Below are 21,920 nucleotides of genomic sequence, written 5' to 3'. Positions count from 1 at the left end.
ATGATCTTGGTTCTGGTCCTGTTGGCGGGACAGCCGCGGCTCCCGACCGTCGGAGATACGGTCTGGATCAGCACCAAGGTACCGCTCGCGGCGCGGCAGATTGTTCGGGCCCAAGGCTGGAATCTTGGCGACATCGGTCAAGTGCTGGGCCCGTCCGAAGTGGACTACGTCGGCGACTCGGCGATCATCCGGTACCCGGTGGCCTTCTGGTACCCGGGTCGTCACGGTGTCACGGTTCCGGGGCCAATCGTCGTCAATCCCGATGGCCGTTCCGATACCTTGCCGGCCCGGCCGGTGTCGGTCGAGATCGCGACGGTTCTCCCGCCGAACGTGCCGCGGGATTCGCTGGTCCCGCGCGAGGCGGCCGACGTCCTTCCGCAAGAAGAGCGGAGCCTCCTGCCGCTGGTCGTCCTGTGGGTGCTGGTCGGGCTCGCCGCGACCGCGATCGCGGGGGTCCGGCGGGTCCGCCGGCCGGCGCCTCCGCCGGCGGCACCGGTGGCCCCGGCCCCGTCGATCGTTCCCGTCCTCGGGCAGTGGCACCGAGCCGGGGAGACCCGAGCCGCCGCCGAGGGCTGGTCCCACCTGATCCACGCCAAGCTGTCGTCGTCGGCCCCGGATCAGACCGGTCAGGCCCTCGGCAGAGCCCTCGATGCGATTGGATTCCAGTCTGGGGCTCTTCCCCCCGAGGCGGAGCAGTTGGTCGTCGACGCCGCGGCCTGGGTGGCGGCACAGGACCTCGGATGACATTTGCCCGGCCATGGCTCCTGCTGATCGGGCTATTGGTGCCCGCCTGGCTGTGGTGGCGATCACGGCGTCGCCCGACGCCGGTTTGGATCGCCGACGGAGTCGTGGCCCAGGGTGCCGCCGGCCGCCGCTGGATGGCCGCCATTCCGTTGGGGTGCCGTAGCCTAACACTGGCCAGCCTGGTGCTCGCCGTAGCCGGGCCGCGACTGCCGGGTGACCGGATGACCATCAAGCGGGAGGGCATCTCGATCGTGATCACGATCGACGTCTCGAGCAGCATGCTGGCGGAGGACTTTGCGCCGTCCAACCGCCTCGAAGTGGCCAAGCGGCAGGCCATCGGATTCATCCGGGGGCGGGTGGCCGATCGGATCGGCCTGGTCGCATTTGCCGGCGAGGCCCTGACTCAGGTGCCGGTGACGCTCGACTACGCCGTCCTGGAGCGGGCGGTACTCGATCTGAGGATCGGCGCCCTCGACGACGGGACGGCCATCGGCAGCGGCTTGGCCACCGCCGTCAACCGATTGCGGCGGGTCAAGAGCTCCTCGAAGGTGGTGCTGTTGTTGACCGACGGCGAGAACAACCGCGGGGCCCTCGATCCCCGGACGGCGGCGGCGGCCGCGGCCGCAATGGGGGTCAAGGTGTACACGATCGGGGTGGGGACGGAGGGCGAAGCCCGAATCCCCACCGGTCGGGGTCCCAGCGGTTACCGGTATGAAATGCTGCCGGTGCGGATTGACGAAGTCTTGTTGACCGACATCGCAATCAAAACCGGCGGTCGGTACTTTCGGGCCAAGGACAGCGATGCCTTAAGCCGGATCTTCAGTCAAATTGACCGGCTCGAACGGTCGGAGATCGAGACGATCCGCTACCGATCGGCCGACGAGAGCACCCGGCCGGTCCTGCTGTTTGCCCTCACCATGCTCGCCGCCGAGCTCCTCGCAGCGGCCACGGTGGCGCGGAGGGCGGCATGAGCTTCGACCTGCCGTGGATCCTCTGGCTCGCGCCGGCGGTCGGCCTCGGTTTCTGGGGCCTGGCCTGGATCGCCCGCCGCCGCCGGATTCAAGCGGCGTCGGCCTGGTCGGCCGGGGCCGCCGCCGCCGCGAGGTGGGGGCCCTCCGGCCCGTTCTGGGTGGCCCTTGGCGTCCTGGCGATTACCGTCGGGATCGCGGGGCCCCGATTCGGAAGCGCCGACGTCGACACCGAAACCCGCGCGCTCAACATCGTGTTCGCCATCGACATCAGCCGGTCAATGCTGGCGGAGGATGCGCTCCCGAGCCGTCTCGGCCGGGCGATCGGGGAAAGTCGCCGTTTGCTCCAGGACGCTCGGGGTGACCGGATGGCGCTGCTCGCGTTTGCCGGGCGGAGCTACATCTTGACGCCGCTCACGCTCGATGACGGAGCCGTCGAACTCCAACTCGACGCGCTCGAGCCGGATATCGCGAGCGAGGGCGGGACCGCCCTCGCGGCGGTCCTGAACCAGGGTGGCCAGTTGCTCGCGGCCGCGAGCGAGGGCGGCGCCCGGGCCATGGTCCTGATGACCGATGGCGAGGCCCATGATTCGCTGGACCAGATCCGGGAGGCGGCCCGAGGGCTCCAGGAGGCCGGGGTGACGTTGATCGTGATCGGGCAGGGCGGCGTCACGCCGGCCCGGATTCCCATCCGCGACGAGGCCGGGCGATTGCTCGAGTATAAGAAAGACGATGCCGGCAACGAGGTCCTGACGGCCCGCCGTGACGAGATGCTCCGGTCGATCGCCGACGCGGCCCAGGGCATCCTGATCCCGGCGGATTTTCCGGACCAAGCGGGGGCCGCCTGGAAAACCCTGGCGTCGCTCGACCGGGATCCGGCGACCGGCCGGCGCACCGAGGATCTTCGGCCCCGGGCCTGGATCGCGGCGTTAGGCGCGCTCGTCCTGCTGTTCGGCCAGGGCGCCTGGCGGCGGCGGGCCGCGTTGGTCGGTGTGGTCGGCCTCCTGGCGAGCAGCGAAGCCGCCGCCCAGCGCCCCGCCGCCGGCACGGCCAGGCTCCGCGGTGCGGACACCACCCGCGCGGTGGACGAGTTCCGGCGCGCCGCCACATCAGGTTCCGGAGCCGACACCAGTTGGTATAACGCGGGTTCCGTCGCCCTGGCCACCGGTAAACTCGATGTGGCGCGCGAAGCTCTCGGCGCGGCCGGCAGGTCGCTCGACCCGGTGGTCCGGTTCCAATCCTTGTACAATCTCGGCCTCGCCAGCCTTCGGGAGGCTCGGAGCGATTCCGCCAAACGGGGGCCGTTGGAACGCGAGGCGGCCGACCGGTTCCGGGAGGCTTTGCTGTTGTCGCCCGCCTCGGCCGCGGCCAAATGGAATTTGGAGTTGACCTCCCGCCGGCAGCCACCGTCGTCCAGTCAGCCCAAACCACAACCGCAACGTCCCCGGGGCGGGGCGGGCCAACCCGCTCCGCGGTCCGAGGGCATGACCGCCGCAGAAGCCGAGCAGATTCTCCGGTCGGTTGAGCGCTCGGAGCAGGCGGTTCGAACCGATCAACTCCGCCGCCGCCGGGTGGCGCGGGGCGCGCAAGGCAAGGACTGGTGATCGGCCTCGCGGGTTTCCTTCTCCTTGGCCAAACGGTCGCGGGCCAGCGCCTAACGACATCGGTCGATCGGGACCGGGTCGGCGTCGGCGAAGACGTCACTTATTCTCTCCGGGCGGTGGGGCCGAAGGGGAGCCGCATTCGCGTCGAGTTACCGGTCGTTCCCGGGCTCGAGGCCGGCGACCGGACCGAGCGCTTCGAGGATATCGCGGGCGCGGGTTCCGGCGGGCAGGTCTATCAGCTCGATGTCGTGTTCCGGGCCGCGGAGCGCGGGCTCTGGCGGATCAGCCCGGTGAGGGTGTTCCGGGGCGATGCCATGGAGGTGGCGCCCAACGTGGTCGTCACGGTCACCGCGGGGGCCGGAGCCGCCATGGGGCAAAACCCCCGACTGTTGGCACTGATTCGCGGCGCCTTGCCGCCAACCGACGGCGCGCCGGCGGCGGTGTCCGTGGTGGTCTCCTCGCTCGATGTGTTCCAGGGCGAGCAACTCGACATTGTTACCGCGGCGTGGTTTTCCCGGGGACTTCGGGCCCGGCTCCGCTGGCAACCGACCTTGAAGCCGCCAGTGCTGAGCGGGGTCTGGTCGGTTCCGCAGCCGGCCGTGCCGGGCTTCGTCGCGTCGAGGGCGGTGGGCGACGATGTTTACGACCTTTTCGTCAGTCACCAGGTGGCTTTTCCACTGACCGCGGGCCGGCTCGTCGTGCCGCCGGCCCGCCTGGAGTACGGCGTCCCGCTGACCCGGCGGGCCTCTGGAGACGAGCGACCGATGGAAGCCGCCAGCCAGCCGGCGGTCTTGACCGTCCGGCCCCAGCCGCTCGACACCAGGCCCCCGGGCTTTCAGGGCCCGACCGGGCACGACCTTCGGTTGAATTACCGAGTGCGGAACCTCCCGGCCCACACCGGCGAGCCGGTTCCCGTCGACCTGATCGTCAGCGGGGAAGGCAACCTGGCGTTGTGGGGACCGCCAAACGTCACCTGGCCACCGGGGACCCGGGCGTATCTCGATCGCACGGTCGAGTCGAGCCGGGTAGCGGACGGTACGCTGGGCGGCTCGAAGACCTTTCAGTTCTTGGTGGTGCCAGACAGTGTCGGGAGCGTGGCCCTTCCTGACTTGGCCTATGGGTACTTTGACCCGGCCACCGCTCAGTATCGCGAGGCGTCCACTCTCGGACTTGTCGTGCCGGTCTTGGAGGGACGCGGGCGCTTTACGGAGCGGACACCGCCGCCGCTGGTGGGCCCGGCCCGGGCGCCGGAGTGGATCGACGCGGTCCGCCCGGGCACCACCGGCTGGTGGATCGGAGTTGGCGTCGGGCTCTTCCTCATTGGCATCCGGACCGCTCGCTCCCTTTGGCGTCGGCGACCAGCAGCATCGGCCGGTGCGACCCCGGCCGATGCCGGTGCGGCGATCGAGCGCGTCATCAGCTCCCTGGTGCCGGAACGGGACCGGGGCAGGCCTCACGTCATCGAACAGCGGCTCCGCCAGGCGGGACTCGATCGAGAGGCGGCGGCCGATTTGGCGACGGTCAAGTCGGAACTCGATCGGCTGCGCTTCGCAGCGGGTGATGCCAGCTGCGTCGCTTCGTTAGGCAAACGGGCGGAGATCCTGGTCAACGGACTCCCGACGCGGTTACGGCGCCAGGCCGGCCTGGTAGTCTGTTTAGTCGCGCTGCCCGTGGCTGGCACGGCCCAATCAGGCGAGTCGGCAGAGTCCTGGTATCGCGACGGGGCGTTTGGGCCCGCCGCCACGGCGTTCGAAGCCCGAGCCGGGGCCGAACCTTCCGAATGGGCGCATTGGTATCACGCCGGGGCTGCGTACTACCTCGCCGGATCCGATGCGGCGTCCGCGGCTCGGTTGGTGCGGGCGTTGTCGGCTGCCCCGCGTGCCGCGCAACCCCGCGCCGTCTGGAACACCCTCGAGCGCCATTACGAGCCGCTCCGAGAAGCCCGGCCACCGCAGGGTTTATCCCGCGCCGAGGTGGCCGCGCTGGGCTGGGCTGGATGGCTGCTGGTGGCGGTCTGGTTCGGGTTCGGCCGTTCGTCGGGGAGGACCAGGGCCGTCGGACTGGTCCTGGCCACGGTTGGCTTCGCCGCGGCCGCGCGGGCGCCGGCCACGCCCGCGCCGGCCGCGTTCGCCGCCTCGGCCATCCGGCTCAAGCGGTCGCCTCACGGGTTAGCGCCGGATCAGGGCGGCCTCCCGGCGCTGGCCCGGGTCTCGATCGATGCCGACCGGGGCTCCTGGGCCCTCGTCAGCGACCGGAGTGGTAACCGAGGATGGGTGCTGGCCACGTCGCTGGTCCGAATCGACCGGGTCGATTGAACGGGTCCGTTCCGATGAGCCCCCGGCGCGTCGCCATTCTGCCAGACGCCGTCGCGAACCAAATCGCGGCGGGCGAAGTGGTCGACCGGCCGGCGTCCGTGGTCAAGGAACTGGTCGAGAATGCGATCGATGCCGGCGCCTCGTCGGTTCGTATCGAGGTGGCCGAGGGTGGGAAGTCTTCGATCGTCGTCAGTGACGACGGGAGCGGCATGGAGCGGGAGGATGCCATTCTGGCCCTCGACCGCCACGCCACCAGCAAGATCACGGTGTCGAGCGACTTGATCGGCGTTGCCACCTTCGGATTCCGGGGTGAGGCCCTGCCGGCGATCGCCTCGGTGTCCCGGTTTTCCTTGACGACCGCCGACGGATCCGGACCGGGCACGGAGATCGTCGTCACCGGCGGCCGGGTCGATCGAGTCGGCGCCGTGGCCCGGCAGCGGGGCACCACCGTCTCGGTCCGGAACTTGTTCTTCAACACGCCGGCTCGGCGAAAATTCCTTCGATCGGTCTCGAGTGAGACCCGGGTCGTCTGGGACGCCGTCGGGGTCCTGGCCCTCGCCCACCCGGAAGTCGGGTTCGAATTTGTGGCCGACGGGGCCGGCCGGCTCCATGTTCCCGGCGGCGAGGGAGAGGTCGCGCGGATCGGAGCCGTGTGGGGTCGCGATCTCATGGCGACGTTGGTACCGGTGCAGCACGCGGTGGGACCGGTGGCGGTTCGCGGCCTGATTCAGCGCCCGGGGGACGCCCGGCCCACCGGGCGGCGAACCCAATTGTTCGTCAATGGCCGGCCATTTCGGGATCCCTTCCTCATCCGAGCCGCCGAGGCCGGGTATCGCTCCGCCATCGCGCCGGGCGACCGCCCCACGGTGATCCTCCGCCTCACGGTTCCGCCCGAGGACGTGGACGTCAACGTGCACCCCGCCAAACTCGAGGTCCGGTTCCGGGAACGATTCGCGGTCGAGCGGGCCATCGAGGAGGCCGTTCGCCTGGCCCTCGGTGCTCTTGATTCAGCCACCTCGTTGGCCCCCCAGGCCAAGCGAACCGCCTGGGGGTTGCCGAGCGCGGCGGCCGGTGAGGTGCCGGCTCCGATGTGGCTTCCCTTGGGCCCGGCCGACTCGGTCCCGCCGGAAAGCTCGCCGGCCCAACCCCGCTCGTTTTCCGGGCCCGTCATCCAATTGCTCAACACCTACCTCGTGTTTGAGACCGCCGACGGCGCGGTCTTCGTGGATCAGCATTCGGCCCACGAGCGGGTTCTCTATGAACAGGTCATGGCGGACTTTGCGAGTGGGGCCGTTGCGAGCCAACGGTTGTTGCTGCCGCTGACGATCGAGTTGACCGACGAGGAAGTCGAGGTCACCGAGCAGTTTGGGGAAGAGCTCCGCCGGGCCGGGTTCGAAGTCGAGCCGTTCGGGGGCCGGAGTGTGGTGGTCCACGCCGTGCCCACGCCCCACCCGCGGTTCGACGCCGCTGCCTGCTTTCGGGAAATGGTAGCCGATCTCGCCCGCGGCCGGTTTGGGGGCTGGGCCAACCGGTTGGAACGGTTCGCCGCCACCTATGCCTGCCGTGCCGCCGTCAAGGCGGGCATGCCCCTCTCCGAGCCCGAGATGCGGCGTCTGCTGCTCCGCCTGTTCGAGACCGAGTTGCCACCCCACGACGTCCACGGCCGGTCCACGATCGTGACGGTACCGGCCGACGAATTGGAGCGGCGGTTTGGCCGACGTTAGGGTTCCCGTCGTGCTCGGTCCGACGGCGGTCGGGAAAACCGCGGTGGCCCTGGCGTTGGCCCAATGGTGGCCCCTCGAGGTCATCTCAGCGGACTCCCGTCAGATCTATCGGCGACTCGACATCGGCACGGCCAAGCCGACTCGCCGCGAGCGCGACCGGGTACCCCATCACGGAATCGACACCACCGACGTCGGGAGCCGGTACAGTGCGGGCCGGTTTGCCCACGACGCCGAGGGCTGGATCAGGGACATTCGGCGGCGGGACAAGATGCCAGTGGTGGTCGGCGGAACCGGGCTCTATGTCAGAGCCTTGGTCGAGGGCCTGTTTCTCGAGCCACCACTCGGGCGGGACCGTCTCCGGCTGCTCGAGACCTGGGTCGAGCGGCTTGGCACGACGGACCTGGTGCGGTGGGCGTCCCGCCTCGACGCTCGCTTCGCGGGCGGTGGCCGGCAGCGGGCCGCGCGGGCCATTGCCGTGGCACTCCTGTCCGGCCGCCCGCTGAGCCATTGGCAGGCGGTGGCTCGCGCGCAGGGGGTGATCCACCCTTGGTACGTCGTACTCACCGCGCCGCGGCCGGTCATTCATCGGCGCATCGAGGTGCGGGCCGAGGAAATGGTCCGGCGGGGATTGATCGAGGAGGTGGCATCGGTGCTGGCGGACGGCGGGGTCCGGGGCAGTCCCGGCCTTGACGGCGTGGGGATTCGGGAAGCGGTCGAGTACCTTTGCGGCGAGCGAGACCGGGAGTCGGTGGCCGGCGCGGTCGCCATGGCATCGAGGCAGTACGCCAAGCGCCAGGAAACGTGGTTCCGCCACCAGCTCAAGGGGCCGGTGTTGACGTTGGATGCCTCCCGTCCAGCGGAGGCCATTGCCGCCGAGATTGCCACGGCCTGGGCGGCCGAGATTGAAAGGAGTCGTTCGGCGTGAAGATTGGGATTACCTGCTATCCGACGTACGGGGGGTCCGGGGCCCTGGCTACGGAACTCGGCCTCGAGCTCGCCCGCCGCGGCCACGAGATTCACTTCATCACCTATGCAATGCCGTTTCGGCTCCGCGAGTACACCGAACGGGTGTATTTCCACGAGGTTGACACCTCCACGGGATTCTATCCGCTGTTCGAGCACTACCCCTACTCGTTGGCGCTCGCGAGCAAGCAGCACGAGGTGGCTCTGCGGGAGAAGCTCGACGTGCTCCATGTGCATTACGCTATTCCCCATGCGACGACGGCATTCCTCGCCCGGGAAATGCTGGCCGGCAAGCACCGTCTGCCGGTCATCACAACGCTGCACGGAACCGACATCACGCTGGTCGGACAGGAGTCGAGTTTCTACGCGATCACGAAATTCTCGATCGAGCGCTCCGATCGGGTCACGGCGGTGTCGCAGTATCTCAAAGAGGAAACCATCCGGACGTTCGGCTGCAGTGAGTGCCAGATCCAAGTCATTCCGAACTTCGTGAATTTGCACGAGTACACGCCCGACGAGGCCAGCTGCCGCGATCACTTGGCGCCGGCCGGACACAAGGTGATCACCCACGTGTCGAATTTTCGGGAGGTGAAGCGGGTCCGGGATGTGGTGCGAGTGTTTGCCAGAATCCGGCGCGCGATGCCGGCGACCCTAATCATGATCGGCGACGGCCCCGAACGCGACGACGCCGAGCGAGAAGCGCGGGAGCTCAAAGTGGATGGGGATGTCCGATTCCTCGGCCGGTTAGGCAACGTGGCTACCTTGCTTCAGGCCACTGATTTGTTCTTGCTGCCGTCGCAATCAGAGTCGTTTGGCCTGGCGGCGCTGGAGGCGATGGCCTGCGGTGCCCCCGTGGTCGGGAGCCGGGCCGGCGGGCTTCCCGAGGTCATCGACGACGGGATCTCCGGGATTCTCGAGCCGGCCGGGTCGGTCGAGGCGATGGGGCGGAGGGCGGGGGAGCTGCTGCGAGGTCCGGTCGCGTTCGCCGCCATGCGCCGGGCTGCATTGGCCCGCGCCGCGGAGTTCTCCGCCGACCGGGTGGTTCCCCAGTATGAGGCCCTCTACACCGATGCCATTGGATGACGGATCTGACTTGGTGGCAGGGACTCGTCCTCGGCCTGGTGCAAGGCCTCACCGAATTCCTCCCGATCTCCAGTTCGGGACACCTGGTCTTGGCCGAGGAGTTCGTCGGCTACCGCCCCCAAGGGGTCTTCTTCGAAATCATCGTCCACTTGGCCACGCTGTTCTCGGTGGTGATCGCCTATCGGCAGCGGATCCTCGAGTTACTGAAGGGCCTGGTTGCCGGCCGGCGTGAGGCGTTCACCGATGCCGGGTTACTCATCCTGGCGTCGATCCCGGCCGCCGTGGCCGGCTTGCTCTGGCGGGATTACTTCGAACGGACGTTCCATTCGCCGGTCGACCTTGGGTGGCAGTTCTTGGCCACCGCCGTCTTGCTCTGGAGTACCAAGTTCGCCGCCGAGCGGGCGAAGGGATCTCCGATCAACTGGTGGCGTTCGATCCTGATCGGGGTAGGGCAGGCGGTGGCCATCATCCCGGCCATTTCGCGGTCAGGAACGACGATCGCCGCGGCGCTTTGGACCGGCGTGACCCCGGCCGTCGCCGCGGAATTTTCGTTCTTGATGTCGATCATTGTCATCGCGGGCACCGGGATCCTTGAACTCGGGAAGATCCCGACCGGCGTGTCGCTGACCGAGCCCGGCCTCGTCACCGCCTTCGGGGCTGCCCTCGTTTCCGGCATCGTGGCCATTCGGTTCCTCGTGGCCCTGCTCCGGAGCGGCCGGTTCCATCTGTTCGCCCCGTATTGCGCGGTAATGGGCGTTTTCTGTTTGGTGTGGTTCGGCTGGCTCGGCCGCTAGGCGATCGGTGATCCATCGCGCCGGGGCGGTCGATTCGACCCAGGATCTTGCCCACACGCTGGCCCAAGCGGGCGCGGCGCACGGGACGACGGTGGTGGCCGATCACCAGCGCCAGGGTCGGGGTACCCGGGGGCGGGCCTGGAGCTCGGGGCCCGGAGGGCTCTGGATGAGTGTGATTCTCCGGCCGGATCTGGCCCCGACGGTGGAGGGGCTGAGCGTCCGGATCGGGCTCGAGGTGGCGGCGGCGCTCGAGCCGATCATTCGCCCCGACCAGTCGATTGTGCTCAAGTGGCCTAACGATCTCTTGGTGGCGGACCGCAAACTCGGCGGCATCCTCTGCGAGGCTCGGTGGACCGGCGACCGGCCCGGCTGGATCGTGGTTGGAATCGGGGTCAACGTGGCTAACGAGGTCGGAGCCGAGGCGGCCGCCGCCGCGGTTCGGTTGGCCGACGTAGGCGGCCCGTCGGAGCCGGCCGCCATCGAGGCCCTGGTCCGCAATGCCATTCTCGTCGCGTCCGCTCAAAGCGGCCCGCTCTCCCCGGCCGAATTGGCGGCGTTTGCACGGCGTAATTGGCTCGGCGGGCGGCGAGTCGACGGCCCCGTTGCCGGCGTGGCGGGCGGCCTTCGGCCTGACGGCCGCCTGCTCGTGCACCAAGCCGACGGCACCGACGCCGCCGTGCTCGGGTCCGTCACGCTATCCGACTTGGCTCCAACTCGGGCAAGCCATTAGATTGCGTGGCGTTCCCGAGCTTCCATTCGGAGTCATGATGACCTCTGCCGTCGCGGTCGCTTCCGCCGACCATACTGAACTGTCCCATGTTCTGCGTTCCGGCGCCAAGCTCGGCGCCATCCAAACGATCTTGATTGCGGTCTTCGGCCTCCTCCAGCCCCGGTTGTCGGGTCCGGTCGAGTTGGTGGTCCTTGGCGTGATTCTGATCGTTGGCATCGCCGCGACGATCACGTTGCCCGGCTCATGGACCCGCGCCCGGACCATCGAGGGGATAGCCGGCGCTGCTGGAATCGGCCTCACGGCCACCGTGGTCTTTCTTTTGGCTGATGTCGCGGTGCTTCAGCCTGCCGGCCTCTACACCAATCGATGGCTCGAAATCGGCGGCGGCTCCAACTGGTGGTACCACCCGGTCTGGTGGATGGTCGGCACCTACATGCCGTGGATGGGCGCCTGGGTCCTGGCCAATCAAGCGGCGAAGTCCGGCCCGACGAACCCGATTGCCTTGGTCGGCGGGGCCATCGTCGTGGCGGCCGTGGTCATGGCAGCCGCGGTCGTGCTGAAGTTCCCCGGCGCCTCGTTCGGACTGGGCACGTTTGCGGTGGCGGTTCTTCCGGCGCTCGCCATCCTGGTCCTGATCAGCTCGTTCGGGGCGCGTCGCCCTTGAGATGAAGATCGGTCGCTTCCTCGCCCGATTCTTCGGCTGGCTGCTCACGCCCGTGGTGGCGTGGGCAGCTTCTTTTTTCGGGGCCGCCACCGTGTCCTGGCTGATCAGCGGTTGGGCCAGCGCCCGGACCCAATTGATCACGACGGTCATCGGGGGGGGGATCACCGCGGTCATCGCACTGGTCGTTTGGCTTCGGCTCCTCCGGAAGTCGCCCAAACTCAGGGCAACCCTTCGGGTCGATACCGACGGTACTCCGCTCGCGGCCGTCGACCATCAACCCAAATGAGGGCCCGATCGCTCGGGCTCGGTGGCTGGGTCGTTCTCGGATGCGGGAGCCCCCGGGCGGCGAAGCCGCCGTCGGCCGATTCAACCGCCGCCGTTCCTGAAGTCCCATCGCCAGCCGACACCATGGTACTTCAGTCGGGCCAGTATCGGATCTGGCTCACCGAGGGCCGGGCCGCCTCGGACAGCACCGGGCGGACCTGCTTCGAACGGAGCGTCGAGGTTCGGACCGATTCGAGTCGAACCAAAGTCCCATTGCTCTATGTGCTCGACAATCCGTCGCGCCTCGATCGAACTCACGTCCGCGCGATCCTGAGCTACCGATGCGCTCCGCTCGCGGCCTATCGGGTTGAGTTGGCAACCGGGCGGCCGGTCAAGCTCGAGGAGCGGTGAACCCGGCGGCCGTCCGCGTGATGGCCGCCGTGGGCGTGGGCCTGGTGTTCGCTTCGGCCGTTCGGGCTCAGGATCTCAGGGCAACGGCGAGCCGATGGTTCTCGACGCCGAAGGTGGCGGACTATCGAGTCGGGATCTCGAGGACCTCCCTCGGTCCGATCACCCTGTTCCCAGCGGCCCAGATCCTCACCGCCGACTCGGGCATCGCCTTGGCCGGCGTCGGCATCGATGCGATCGTCCGGCCGCGGGGAAGCTGGTCCGGGTACCTGGTCGGCGGGATCAGTGGAGGCTTTCTCGATTTCGACCGATCCGCTGGGTTCGGTTTGTGGCGATCCTGGTCCGTCGGGGTTGGCGCCGAGGTCCTCCAGCTCGGGCCCCTCGGCGCGGCGGCGCTCGAAACCCGGTATCAATCGCTCGATCGGGTTGGCGCGGTCCGGGGCATTTCGCTTGGGGTAAGGCTTGGCGCCGGGCTCCGGAGGCGGGCGACCGCCGGTCCGTCTCGACTCGCTGGTCGGGCAGCCCTCGAAGCGGCCGACTATGCGATGGAGGCCATGGGAACTCCCTATCAGTGGGGCGGCACCGGTGGAAACGGGTTCGACTGTTCGGGCCTGATTCAATTCGCCTATCGCCGGGCCGGCATTGCGCTCCCGCGCCGGAGCGTCGATCAAGCCACGAGCGGACGCGAGGTCGGCCGGGCCCTGGCCGAGCTCCAGGCTGGCGATATCCTGGTCTTCAGCGCGACGCCCGGCGGGGCGATCAGTCACGTGGGGCTGTACCTCGGGCGAGGCCGATTCATTCACAGCGCGTCCCGAGGGGTTCGAATCAGCGGACTGAGCGCCGAGGACCCGGACGGGCAATGGTGGTTTCAGCGATGGACGTCGACCCGCCGGGTCAACGAATAAAGGAGCAATCAAATGGGCGCCACGAATTCCCCCCGGACCACCGTCAAGCGTCACGCCGAGCGAGGCCATTACGATCGGGATACCGTCAATGCGATTCTGGACGAAGGCCTCGTGGCCCACGTTGGATTTGTGGTGGACGCCCAGCCGTATGTCATCCCAACGCTCTACGCCCGGATTGGCACCACCCTCTACTTCCATGGGGCGGTGGCCAATCGGATGTTGGATACGATGGCCGAGGGCATCCCAGTCTGCGTGACTGTCACCCTGCTGGACGGTCTGGTGTTGGCGCGATCGCACTACTCGCACTCAGCCAACTATCGGTCGGTCGCAATCCTCGGCCGGGCTCGTGAGGTGTTGGATCGGGAGGAGAAAATGCAGTCGTTTGAGGCCTTGGTGGACCAAGTGGCCAAGGGAAGGTGGAACGACGCGCGGCAGCCGTCGGAAATCGAAATCCGGACCACGCGGGTGTTGGCGCTTCCGATCGACGAGGCCTCGGCCAAGGTGCGGACCGGACCGCCCAAGGACGACGCCGACGATCTTGGACTGCCGATTTGGGCCGGCGTCATTCCCTTCGAAACGGTGGCCCGGCCCGCCATTCCGGCGCCGGAACTCGATCCCTCGCTTCCGATGCCGGATTATGCCAGGAACTACCGAAGACCGGGTTGGCCGAAGCCCTAGTGATCGGTTCCGCCGTGTTTGTGGCCGGCTTTGCCGAGCTCCGTGAGCCAAGCCAGATCGTCCTGAATCACCTCGTCACTGAGATCGACCTTCGGCCATTTCATTATGTCGTCGGGGGCGAAGATCCCCGTGATGTGGGCCATGGCCCCGGGAATCGATTCCCCGGTCGTGTTGTTGTAAGTTCCGATGACCCGGTACTTGCGGCCCGCCCGGAGCCGAACCCCGTCGCCGCCGACGCCGGGCAGGCTTCGAGAGATCTTCTCAATTGTCCCCTCGGGTGAGCGAATTCCCGTGACCGCCCCGATCACCTTGCCGGTCGTCACATCCTCGAGCCGGACGCTGCTGCCGTAATCGTGGAGGTGCCCGCTGTAACCGAGCAGGCGCCCGTCGATCGGCATCGTGAATTCCCAGGCCTTTTCGCTCCTGCCTTCGGGAACCTCGAAGCCATTGTAGGCTCCGACCAGATTGACATCCATGTACAAGGGCAGGACCGACACCGGTTTCGGGTTCAAGTTCGGCGGGCTGTACACCAGCCGGACCCGAACCTTGATGTTCTCGAGATCGGCGCCCGTTTCGTTCTGCCAGGCCATGTACATGCCGAGCCTCGCTCCGGAGGTCATCGGCACGCCAATGGACTTCGGCACCGACACGGGTTCGGTTTCCTGGCCCACGCCGAAGAGTCGCTCGATGTTGGCGTAGAGGAGTTGGCGCCGATCGAAGTTCACTCCGATCAGATGGTGGACGATCCGGCGGTCGACCGGCTTCCCGGTCCCGTCGACGACCTCGACCGAATACCCGCGGAGCCATCCATCGACGGGCCACTCGAACCGGATCAAGGGCGTGTTGTGATCGTTCATCGACGCCATGTCATCGTGCTTCATGCCGGGCGGCATCCCCGCAACATGGAACGGACCGGCGGTCACGACGACCTCTCGGCGGGCTCGATCGACCTCGACGGTGGCCCGCGGATCATCCCGGCCGGTCCCAACCGCCAGCAGCGCCAACACAACCAACGACATGTTCAACTCCATTTCTCAAAGGATTGCCAGAGCGCCCCGACAGCGGACAAATTAAGCAAATGATGCGAACGATCAATGCTGTGAACGTCTGGGCGGCAGTATTGGTTTCACTGGCCGCCGCCGGATCGGCCGGGGCCCAGGCCAGACTCTTCCCCAAGGTGGCACCCTTTCGATACCCGGACGCCGCGCCGCGGGCCGGCGGCATCGTCGGGCGGGTGATCGGGGAGCGGTTAGGTGACTCCCAATTCGGGTCCGAGCGGGAGGCCGACGTCTTGGTGGGCCAGAACATCCCGATCCTCGGATTCTCCCAAGCGGAGGATCCGGCCTTCGTGGGGTTGACCATCCGGGTCGGGGGGCGCTTTAGCCTCGATGACCCCCGGAGCACCCTGATCAGCAATGACTGGGTGGTCGGGCTCCACGGGGTGGTTGACCGGGGCCCGTGGCGGGTGGCCGCCGAGATCTATCATGAGAGCAGCCACCTGGGCGACGAGTACGCCGAGCGGTTCGCCGCCCGTCGCCTGGACTGGACTCGGGAGGTGGCCGCCCTGTGGGTCCGCCGGGCGGTGGGGCCGATTGCCGTCCACGGAACCCTCGGCTACACGCTCATCGACGCCTTGCCGCTTCGTCGGGTATCGGCTGGGCTCGGGACCGACTATCGGGGCCACCTCGGGTCGCTGCTCGGCGCGAGCGTCCACCCCGTAGTGGGGGTCTTCGCCGAGGGGCAGGCGTTTGCGGATTGGCGGGTGACGACGTCCGCTCGGGCGGGCCTCGAGTTGGCTCGGGACGGGCGCCGGATGGCGATCGGCCTGGTGTTCCTGAACGGGAATTCGACCCAGCGGCAGTTTTACGACAGATCGAGCCGGTATTGGGGCTTTGAACTGCGGTTCGAGCCCTAGCCCAGCCCCAATACTGCCAGAATGGCCTAGAATACTGGCACTCCGGTTGCGAGAGTGTTAATGGGCGAGCCGCCTTGACCGGCACGGTGGTTGGCTTATCTTGTGTCCAGCTTTAGCACTCGACTGGTTCAAGTGCTAACGTGTGATTCAACTCCCTGTTTGACAATAGCTTAGAGAGGTGCGTATGGCTGCGAAGGCAAAAGCGAAGCTCAAAATCACCCCACTTGAAGACCGCGTGGTCGTGATGCCCGACGAGGACACCGAAATGATGCGCGGAGGGCTTTACATCCCGGACACCGCCAAGGAAAAGCCGACCCAGGGCGAGGTCCTCGCGGTGGGTGCCGGTCGGGTCGAAAAGGGCGAACGGGTCCCGGTCGACGTCAAGGTTGGGGACAAGGTCCTCTACGGCAAGTACAGCGGAACCAACATCACTCTCGAAGGCCACGAGGTCGTGATCATCAAGGCTTCGGACATTCTCGCGAAGCTCGGGTAAGGAGATAACAAATGTCAGCTAAGGATCTGTTGTTCGGTGGCGATGCCCGTGCGAAGCTCAAGCGGGGCGTCGACCAACTCGCCGAAGCGGTCAAGGTGACCCTCGGCCCCAAGGGCCGGAACGTCGTGATCGACAAGAAGTTCGGATCGCCGACCGTGACGAAGGACGGCGTGACGGTGGCCAAGGAAGTCGAACTGGCCGACCCGATCGAGAACATGGGCGCCCAGATGGTGAAGGAGGTCGCCACGAAGACCAGCGATTTGGCTGGCGACGGCACTACCACCGCGACGGTGTTGGCCCAGGCGATTTTCCGCGAAGGCCTCAAGAACGTGACGGCCGGCGCCAACCCGATGGAACTGAAGCGGGGCATCGACAAGGCCGTCGAGGCCGTGATCGATGACCTTCGGAAGCTCAGCACCGCCACGGCCGGGAAGAAAGAGATTGCCCAGGTCGGCACCATCTCGGCAAACAACGACCGCGAAATCGGCGACCTGATCGCCGACGCGATGGAGAAGGTCGGGAAAGACGGCGTCATCACCGTCGAAGAAGCTCGCGGCCTCGAGACCACGTTGGAGACGGTCGAAGGCATGCAGTTCGACCGGGGCTACCTCTCGCCGTACTTCATCACCGACTCGGAGAAAATGGAAGCGATTCTCGAGACGCCGTACATCCTCATCTACGAGAAGAAGGTCTCGTCGATGAAGGATCTGCTGCCCTTGCTCGAGAAGGTGGCCCAGACCGGCAAGACGTTGCTGATCATTGCCGAGGACGTCGAGGGCGAGGCCCTGGCGACGTTAGTCGTCAACAAGCTCCGGGGCACGCTCAAGGTCGCGGCCGTCAAGGCTCCTGGCTTCGGCGACCGCCGGAAGGAAATGCTCACCGATATCGCCAAGCTGACCGGCGGGAAGGTCATTTCCGAGGATCTCGGCTTCAAGCTCGAGAACACCGTGCTGGCCGATCTCGGCCAGGCCAAGCGGATCGTCGTCGACAAAGACAACACCACCATCGTTGACGGCAAGGGCAAGTCGGACGACATCAAGGGCCGGATTGCCGAGATCAAGGTGGCCATCGAGAAGTCGACCAGCGATTACGACCGGGAGAAGCTACAGGAGCGCTTGGCCAAGCTCTCCGGTGGCGTCGCGGTAATTCATGTCGGCGCGGCGACTGAGACCGAAATGAAGGAGAAGAAGGCCCGGGTTGAGGACGCGTTACACGCGACCCGCGCCGCCGTTGAAGAGGGCATCGTCCCGGGCGGTGGGGTGGCGCTGATCCGCGCCCAGGCCTCGCTCGATCGGGTCCGGGGCACGGCCGATGAGAAGATCGGCGTCGACATCGTCCGCCGGGCGCTCGAGGAGCCCCTGCGGATGATCGCCGAGAACGCCGGGGTAGAAGCCTCGATCGTCGTGGCCAAGGTCAAGGAGTTGAAGGGTAACCACGGCTACAATGCGGCCACCGATGTCTACGAGGACCTGGTCAAGGCCGGCGTCATCGACCCGACCAAGGTGACCCGGACGGCGTTGCAGAACGCCGCCTCGATCTCCGGCCTGCTCCTGACCACCGAGTGCGTCGTGGTCGAGCGGAAGGAAGAGAAGTCGGCTCTCGCTGGCGGTCCTCCGGGCGGTGGCATGGGCGGAATGTACTAGTCAGTTCGGTTGGGTTGGAACGAGCGGCGGGTCGGCTTCGAGCCGACCCGCTGTTTTGTTTTTCGGTCGCGCTGGTCCCATGGCCGACCGCGACTATCTTTTGTCGGCATTGATTCACCGGAGAGACTCTATGGTTCCACAATTGGCGCTCGCGATTGGCTTATTGGTCACTACCGTCGAGGTTCTAAGCGGTCAGGCCAAGGGCTCGAAGCCACCGCCAGGGGTCAGCGGTGTGTGGCAACTTGAGAAGGGTAAAGTCAAGGCAGACGGTCCGGTAACCGTTATCATCCGACCTGACTCGAGTGCCTCATGGGGAAAAGAGACGGTTCGTTGGAGGCTCCAGGCCGACCGGATAATGATCGCCCTGGGCGGCGAGTGGGAGATCTACAAGCTCAAGCTGAGCCGCGATCGAATGACCCTGTCCGGCGGCGATTTGACCGAGGTAATCACCCTGAAGCGGGTGGGCCCCCCGACCCCGAGGCCCGACTCGGTGGCCATTCCACCGGACCCCGATACTGACGGCCGGTAGCGACTCGCGCCACCGGCGCTACCATCGGGACAGCGGACCGGCCAGGAGTTGGCACAACCCGGCCCCCACCACCGACATCAGGAGCCCCCACACCAGCATCCTCTGAAAGAGCCGGCGGGATTCGGCCGGGTCGGCTACCGCGGCCACACACAAGGCACCCAGGGTCGACAAGGGAGAGACATCGACCAACGACGAGCCGACATTGATACTCAGGGCAACGGCCAGGGGATCGCCCCCGCCAACCTGGGCGACCAGACCGGGTACGGTCGGCAGGAAGGTCGGCAGGACCACCCCCGACGTACTGCTGTAGGTCGAGATCGAGCCCGTCACGAAGGCGATCACCCCGTTGAGATTCGAGGCCGACGCCAGTTTGGCCAGCAAGGCCGTGAACAGATCAAGCCCGCCGGTTCGCTCCAGCACCCCGACCAGCAACGACATGCCACACACCATCAGGATGACGCCCCAGGGCATTTTCCGGATGGCGGCCTGATCATCGGCCGCTCGCGCCAGTACCAAGACCGCGGCGGCCGCAAAGCCGGTCAGGCCAACCGGGAGTCGGAATCCGACGACGCCCACCACCCAAGACAGCACCACGACCACCGTCAGCCAATGGGCCCGGGTCAGCCGGCCTTCGTCGGCCGGATCGGGACCGCGCCCGGTCATCGGCCCGCCCCGATGCCCCCGAAGCACGAGATACGCAACCGCGGTAACGAGCAGGTGGCTCGCGAAATTGGCGAACCAGACTTTGAACTCATGCCCGACCAGCCCAGCCTCCGCCATCTTGGCGTTCGCGATCAGCCCGACGCCGCTGATCGGCGAGAGGTTGCCGGCGTTGGCCCCGTTGGCCACCGCCAGGGCCATCAGGAACACCGGCACCCCGGCCCGGGCCGCGACCGGCATGGCCAGCGGAGCCAAGAGCGCCACGCTGGAAATGGCACCGGGCCCGACACTCGACACGGCCGAGGCGAGGAGGAAAAACGCCACTGGCAGCCACCGCGTGTCACCCCGGACTAGTCGGACCGCTTTCGTGGTCAACCGGGCCAGGGTCCCGTTCGCCTCGGCGGCCCCGAACAGCAGCGTGACGCCGGCCAGGGTGACGAACAGGGAAACCGGAAACCCGTCGAGGACGGCGTCCGGCTTGAGTTTGGCAAATCCAACCCCGGCGACCCACGCGAGGCCGATGGCGACGACGCCGACGTTCACCCGGCTGGTGATGGACAGGACGATCGCCAGTGCGAGAGCCGCCAGGGCCACGGCCGCCGAGCTCACGCGGAAGCCCGGCGGCGCAGCAGGGAGTAGACCGGCAGGCCGAGTAGCACGAGCCCGAGACCCGGCCAGCTGTATTGCGGCCGTTGGATCACCAGTTGGACACCGACCCACGCCGACGCCGACGCATAGAACAAGGGCACCAGTGGATAGCCGGGGACCCGGACCGGTCGGTCGGCATCGGGGCGGGTCCGCCGCAAGGCGATCAGCGCGACGGGAATCAGCACATAAAAGAGCAAGGATGCGGTCAGCACGAAGTCAATCAACTGGCCATACCCGCCCGAGAGGCAGAGGACGCTGATCCAGGTGCCCTGGAATACGAGGGCGGTGGCCGGGGTTCGGTACACCGGGTGGAGGTTGCCTAACGCCTTGAAGAAGACCCCGTCGTTGGCCATGGCGTAGAACAGCCGCCCGCCCCCCAAAACGATCCCGATGTTGAGGCCGAACGACGAGATCATGATCGCGGCGGCCATGAGCTTGCCGCCGACCGGTCCCATGATGCTCTCCATGACGGCGGCCGCGACTCGGTCTTCCGGGGCGCCTGCCACCGCCTCGGCCGGGAGGACGGTCAAGTAGGCGATGTTGAGCAGGAGAAATAGACCGGCGCCAATCAGAGTGGCCGCCGAGAGCGCAAACGGCAGGTCCCGCTTCGGGTTCTTGAGTTCGGAGGCCGCAAAGCAGAGGGCGTACCACCCATCCATGGCAAAGAACGGCCCGACCATGGCGGCGGCGAAGGCGGCGATCAGGGCGCCGTCAAGATGAGCCGGCAGGAAACCGGGCCCGAAGTTCCGGGCGATTGCCTCGGGGTTTCGGCCGATCGTCAAGCCCAACGCCACCAGCGCCAGTACCGCGCCGACTTTGATAATCGTGAAGGCCGTCTGCAGGGCCGCCGCCGTTTTGACGCCCCGGATATTGATCCACGTGATCAGAACGATCGAAAGGACCGCGACCATTCGCTGGGGTGAGAGACCCACGTCGATCGTACCGCTCGGCAGGGCGATCGGAAAGCCGACCAGCAGATCGGCCGACAGGGAGGGGAAGAGCACCGATGTGTAACGGGCAAACCCGACGGCCGCTGCGGCGGCCCCCCCGGTCCAGATAACCGTAAAGAGCGTCCAGCCGTAGAGAAATCCAACCACAGGCGAGATGCCTTCCCGAAGGTAGACATACAAGCCGCCGGCCCGCGGGAACATCCCGCCTAACTCTGCGTACGTCAGACCACCCGCCACCAGTACCAGCCCGGCAAAGAGCCACGCCAGCAAGGCCAGTCCCGGGTACTGCACTTGCCGCATGACATCAGCGGAGACAATGAAGACCCCGGCGCCAATCATCGATCCGACTACCATGGCGACCGCGCCCGACCGGGTGATGGCGGGAATCAAGCCCGACCGGGCGTCCGGCTCCTGGGCCACTAGCGGTCCTTGGTCCACAACACGAGCACCCCGCAACTGTTGCCGGGTGCGTCGAACTCAATCGGGACCTGGGCGGGGCCGCTGTAGACTTCGACCGCCGCCAACCGAGCGATTCGTTGAACCTCGAGGTCATACGGACGGCCCGGGCTGGTGACCAAGATGCCATCCAACCAAACCGCCAGGTAGCAACTCTCTCCAGAAAAGCCGCTGACGCCCCGCATCGAGACCACCGTTTGCCCGCCGGTCCCAAACGGTACCACCCGAATTCCCCGAACGCGGCGGAGGGCGTCGCCGAGGCGGTTGTCTCCGTACCGCGTCAGGTCATCGAGGGTGAGGAATTGGCCGGTGGCCGACACCTGCCGGCGGCGCTCGAAGTCGACCAATCGCGCCGAGACCGATGCGGCCTTCCCGAGCACTGAAATCGAATCCAGTTGGACCGCCGCGGGGGCCAGGAAGAACTCCACCTCGAGCGTATCGGCCGTGTTCTTGATCCGGTAGGCCCGGGCGTGGTAGCCGATCCGCCGCACCTGAACCCGATAGGGCGGCGGCGGGACCTGCAACTCGAAAGAGCCGCTCAATCCGGTCCGGGAGAGTCGACCAAGATCCATCAGCACGACCTCCGCGCCGGCCAACGGTTGCCGGGTGCCCTCGGCCACGACGCGCCCTCTCAAGATCCGGGGTCCCTGGGCGGTGAGATCGGGGGAGCCGGCCGCGAGGACCAGCAGACCGAGGCCGGCCAGGGACCAGCGGGCGTCGGTGTTCAACACCCGGCACCCGGCATCAACTGCGAACCACCTTGGTAAGGAGCCCATCCGTAA

At 67.1% G+C, this 21,920-nt stretch carries 21 protein-coding genes; 17 read left to right on the top strand and 4 right to left on the bottom strand.

Annotation, left to right across the window (positions count from 1 at the left end):
- The 14 genes from EXR94_05775 to EXR94_05710 are packed head-to-tail and all read left to right on the top strand — an operon-like array spanning position 1 to position 13,844.
- A complete protein-coding gene (locus EXR94_05775) occupies positions 1-744 on the top strand; it encodes a hypothetical protein (protein ID MSR02233.1) in 744 nt (247 codons plus the stop codon).
- Positions 741-1,715 carry a VWA domain-containing protein gene (locus tag EXR94_05770; GenBank protein MSR02232.1) on the top strand — a complete coding sequence of 325 codons (975 nt, stop codon included), beginning with the start codon at positions 741-743 and terminating at the stop codon, positions 1,713-1,715. The genes EXR94_05775 and EXR94_05770 overlap by 4 nt, the downstream gene beginning before the upstream one ends.
- Complete coding sequence (locus tag EXR94_05765) at positions 1,712-3,316, top strand: VWA domain-containing protein (GenBank protein MSR02231.1); 1,605 nt, start codon at positions 1,712-1,714, stop codon at positions 3,314-3,316. The genes EXR94_05770 and EXR94_05765 overlap by 4 nt, the downstream gene beginning before the upstream one ends.
- Positions 3,310-5,631, top strand: a complete 2,322-nt coding sequence (locus EXR94_05760; GenBank protein ID MSR02230.1) for a hypothetical protein — start codon at positions 3,310-3,312, stop codon at positions 5,629-5,631. The genes EXR94_05765 and EXR94_05760 overlap by 7 nt, the downstream gene beginning before the upstream one ends.
- Positions 5,586-7,355 carry a DNA mismatch repair endonuclease MutL gene (gene mutL / locus EXR94_05755; GenBank protein ID MSR02229.1) on the top strand — a complete coding sequence of 590 codons (1,770 nt, stop codon included), beginning with the start codon at positions 5,586-5,588 and terminating at the stop codon, positions 7,353-7,355. The genes EXR94_05760 and mutL overlap by 46 nt, the downstream gene beginning before the upstream one ends.
- Positions 7,342-8,280: a tRNA (adenosine(37)-N6)-dimethylallyltransferase MiaA gene (miaA, locus tag EXR94_05750; GenBank protein MSR02228.1), complete on the top strand. Its 939-nt coding sequence runs from the start codon at positions 7,342-7,344 to the stop codon at positions 8,278-8,280. The genes mutL and miaA overlap by 14 nt, the downstream gene beginning before the upstream one ends.
- The gene (bshA, locus tag EXR94_05745; protein ID MSR02227.1) at positions 8,277-9,401 is read left to right on the top strand and encodes an N-acetyl-alpha-D-glucosaminyl L-malate synthase BshA; all 1,125 of its coding nucleotides are present in this window, start codon (positions 8,277-8,279) and stop codon (positions 9,399-9,401) included. Before miaA ends, bshA begins: the two co-directional genes overlap by 4 nt.
- Positions 9,398-10,195 (top strand): undecaprenyl-diphosphate phosphatase, encoded by a 798-nt coding sequence (locus EXR94_05740; GenBank protein ID MSR02226.1) that lies wholly within the window; start codon positions 9,398-9,400, stop codon positions 10,193-10,195. The genes bshA and EXR94_05740 overlap by 4 nt, the downstream gene beginning before the upstream one ends.
- Before the next feature lie 7 nt (positions 10,196-10,202).
- Complete coding sequence (locus EXR94_05735) at positions 10,203-10,925, top strand: biotin--[acetyl-CoA-carboxylase] ligase (GenBank protein ID MSR02225.1); 723 nt, start codon at positions 10,203-10,205, stop codon at positions 10,923-10,925.
- 37 nt (positions 10,926-10,962) lie between these two features.
- Positions 10,963-11,589: a hypothetical protein gene (locus tag EXR94_05730; GenBank protein ID MSR02224.1), complete on the top strand. Its 627-nt coding sequence runs from the start codon at positions 10,963-10,965 to the stop codon at positions 11,587-11,589.
- Between the two features lies 1 nt (position 11,590).
- Positions 11,591-11,875 (top strand): hypothetical protein, encoded by a 285-nt coding sequence (locus EXR94_05725; GenBank protein MSR02223.1) that lies wholly within the window; start codon positions 11,591-11,593, stop codon positions 11,873-11,875.
- Positions 11,872-12,264 (top strand): hypothetical protein, encoded by a 393-nt coding sequence (locus EXR94_05720; GenBank protein ID MSR02222.1) that lies wholly within the window; start codon positions 11,872-11,874, stop codon positions 12,262-12,264. Before EXR94_05725 ends, EXR94_05720 begins: the two co-directional genes overlap by 4 nt.
- A complete protein-coding gene (locus tag EXR94_05715) occupies positions 12,261-13,166 on the top strand; it encodes an NlpC/P60 family protein (GenBank protein ID MSR02221.1) in 906 nt (301 codons plus the stop codon). Before EXR94_05720 ends, EXR94_05715 begins: the two co-directional genes overlap by 4 nt.
- A 12-nt stretch (positions 13,167-13,178) precedes the next feature.
- Positions 13,179-13,844 carry a pyridoxamine 5'-phosphate oxidase family protein gene (locus tag EXR94_05710; protein MSR02220.1) on the top strand — a complete coding sequence of 222 codons (666 nt, stop codon included), beginning with the start codon at positions 13,179-13,181 and terminating at the stop codon, positions 13,842-13,844.
- On the opposite strand, the gene EXR94_05705 is transcribed toward EXR94_05710, so the two are convergent.
- On the bottom strand, positions 13,841-14,863 hold the full coding sequence (locus EXR94_05705; protein MSR02219.1) for a hypothetical protein: 1,023 nt from the start codon (positions 14,861-14,863) through the stop codon (positions 13,841-13,843). The two genes, EXR94_05710 and EXR94_05705, sit on opposite strands and share 4 nt — an antisense overlap.
- A gap of 59 nt (positions 14,864-14,922) precedes the next feature.
- Between EXR94_05705 and EXR94_05700 the strand changes: the two genes are divergently transcribed.
- From EXR94_05700 to groL, 3 genes are all read left to right on the top strand, one after another.
- On the top strand, positions 14,923-15,759 hold the full coding sequence (locus EXR94_05700; protein MSR02218.1) for a DUF1207 domain-containing protein: 837 nt from the start codon (positions 14,923-14,925) through the stop codon (positions 15,757-15,759).
- Between the two features lie 184 nt (positions 15,760-15,943).
- The gene (locus tag EXR94_05695; GenBank protein ID MSR02217.1) at positions 15,944-16,252 is read left to right on the top strand and encodes a co-chaperone GroES; all 309 of its coding nucleotides are present in this window, start codon (positions 15,944-15,946) and stop codon (positions 16,250-16,252) included.
- A gap of 11 nt (positions 16,253-16,263) precedes the next feature.
- Positions 16,264-17,895, top strand: coding sequence for a chaperonin GroEL (groL, locus tag EXR94_05690; protein MSR02216.1), 1,632 nt, complete (start codon positions 16,264-16,266; stop codon positions 17,893-17,895).
- Between the two features lie 547 nt (positions 17,896-18,442).
- Here the strand turns inward: groL and EXR94_05685 are convergent.
- From EXR94_05685 to EXR94_05675, 3 genes are read right to left on the bottom strand one after another with little or no spacing between them, the layout of a single operon-like run.
- Complete coding sequence (locus tag EXR94_05685; GenBank protein MSR02215.1) at positions 18,443-19,804, bottom strand: C4-dicarboxylate ABC transporter; 1,362 nt, start codon at positions 19,802-19,804, stop codon at positions 18,443-18,445.
- Positions 19,690-21,102 carry an amino acid permease gene (locus tag EXR94_05680; protein MSR02214.1) on the bottom strand — a complete coding sequence of 471 codons (1,413 nt, stop codon included), beginning with the start codon at positions 21,100-21,102 and terminating at the stop codon, positions 19,690-19,692. Before EXR94_05680 ends, EXR94_05685 begins: the two co-directional genes overlap by 115 nt.
- A complete protein-coding gene (locus EXR94_05675; GenBank protein MSR02213.1) occupies positions 21,102-21,914 on the bottom strand; it encodes a hypothetical protein in 813 nt (270 codons plus the stop codon). The genes EXR94_05680 and EXR94_05675 overlap by 1 nt, the downstream gene beginning before the upstream one ends.
- Positions 21,915-21,920: the final 6 nt, after the last annotated feature.

The sequence above is a fragment of the Gemmatimonadota bacterium genome, from assembly GCA_009692115.1.
Classification (GTDB): domain Bacteria; phylum Gemmatimonadota; class Gemmatimonadetes; order Gemmatimonadales; family GWC2-71-9; genus SHZU01.
Note: the sequence above shows the minus strand (reverse complement) of the source record. Positions and strands in the feature narration are given on the sequence as shown.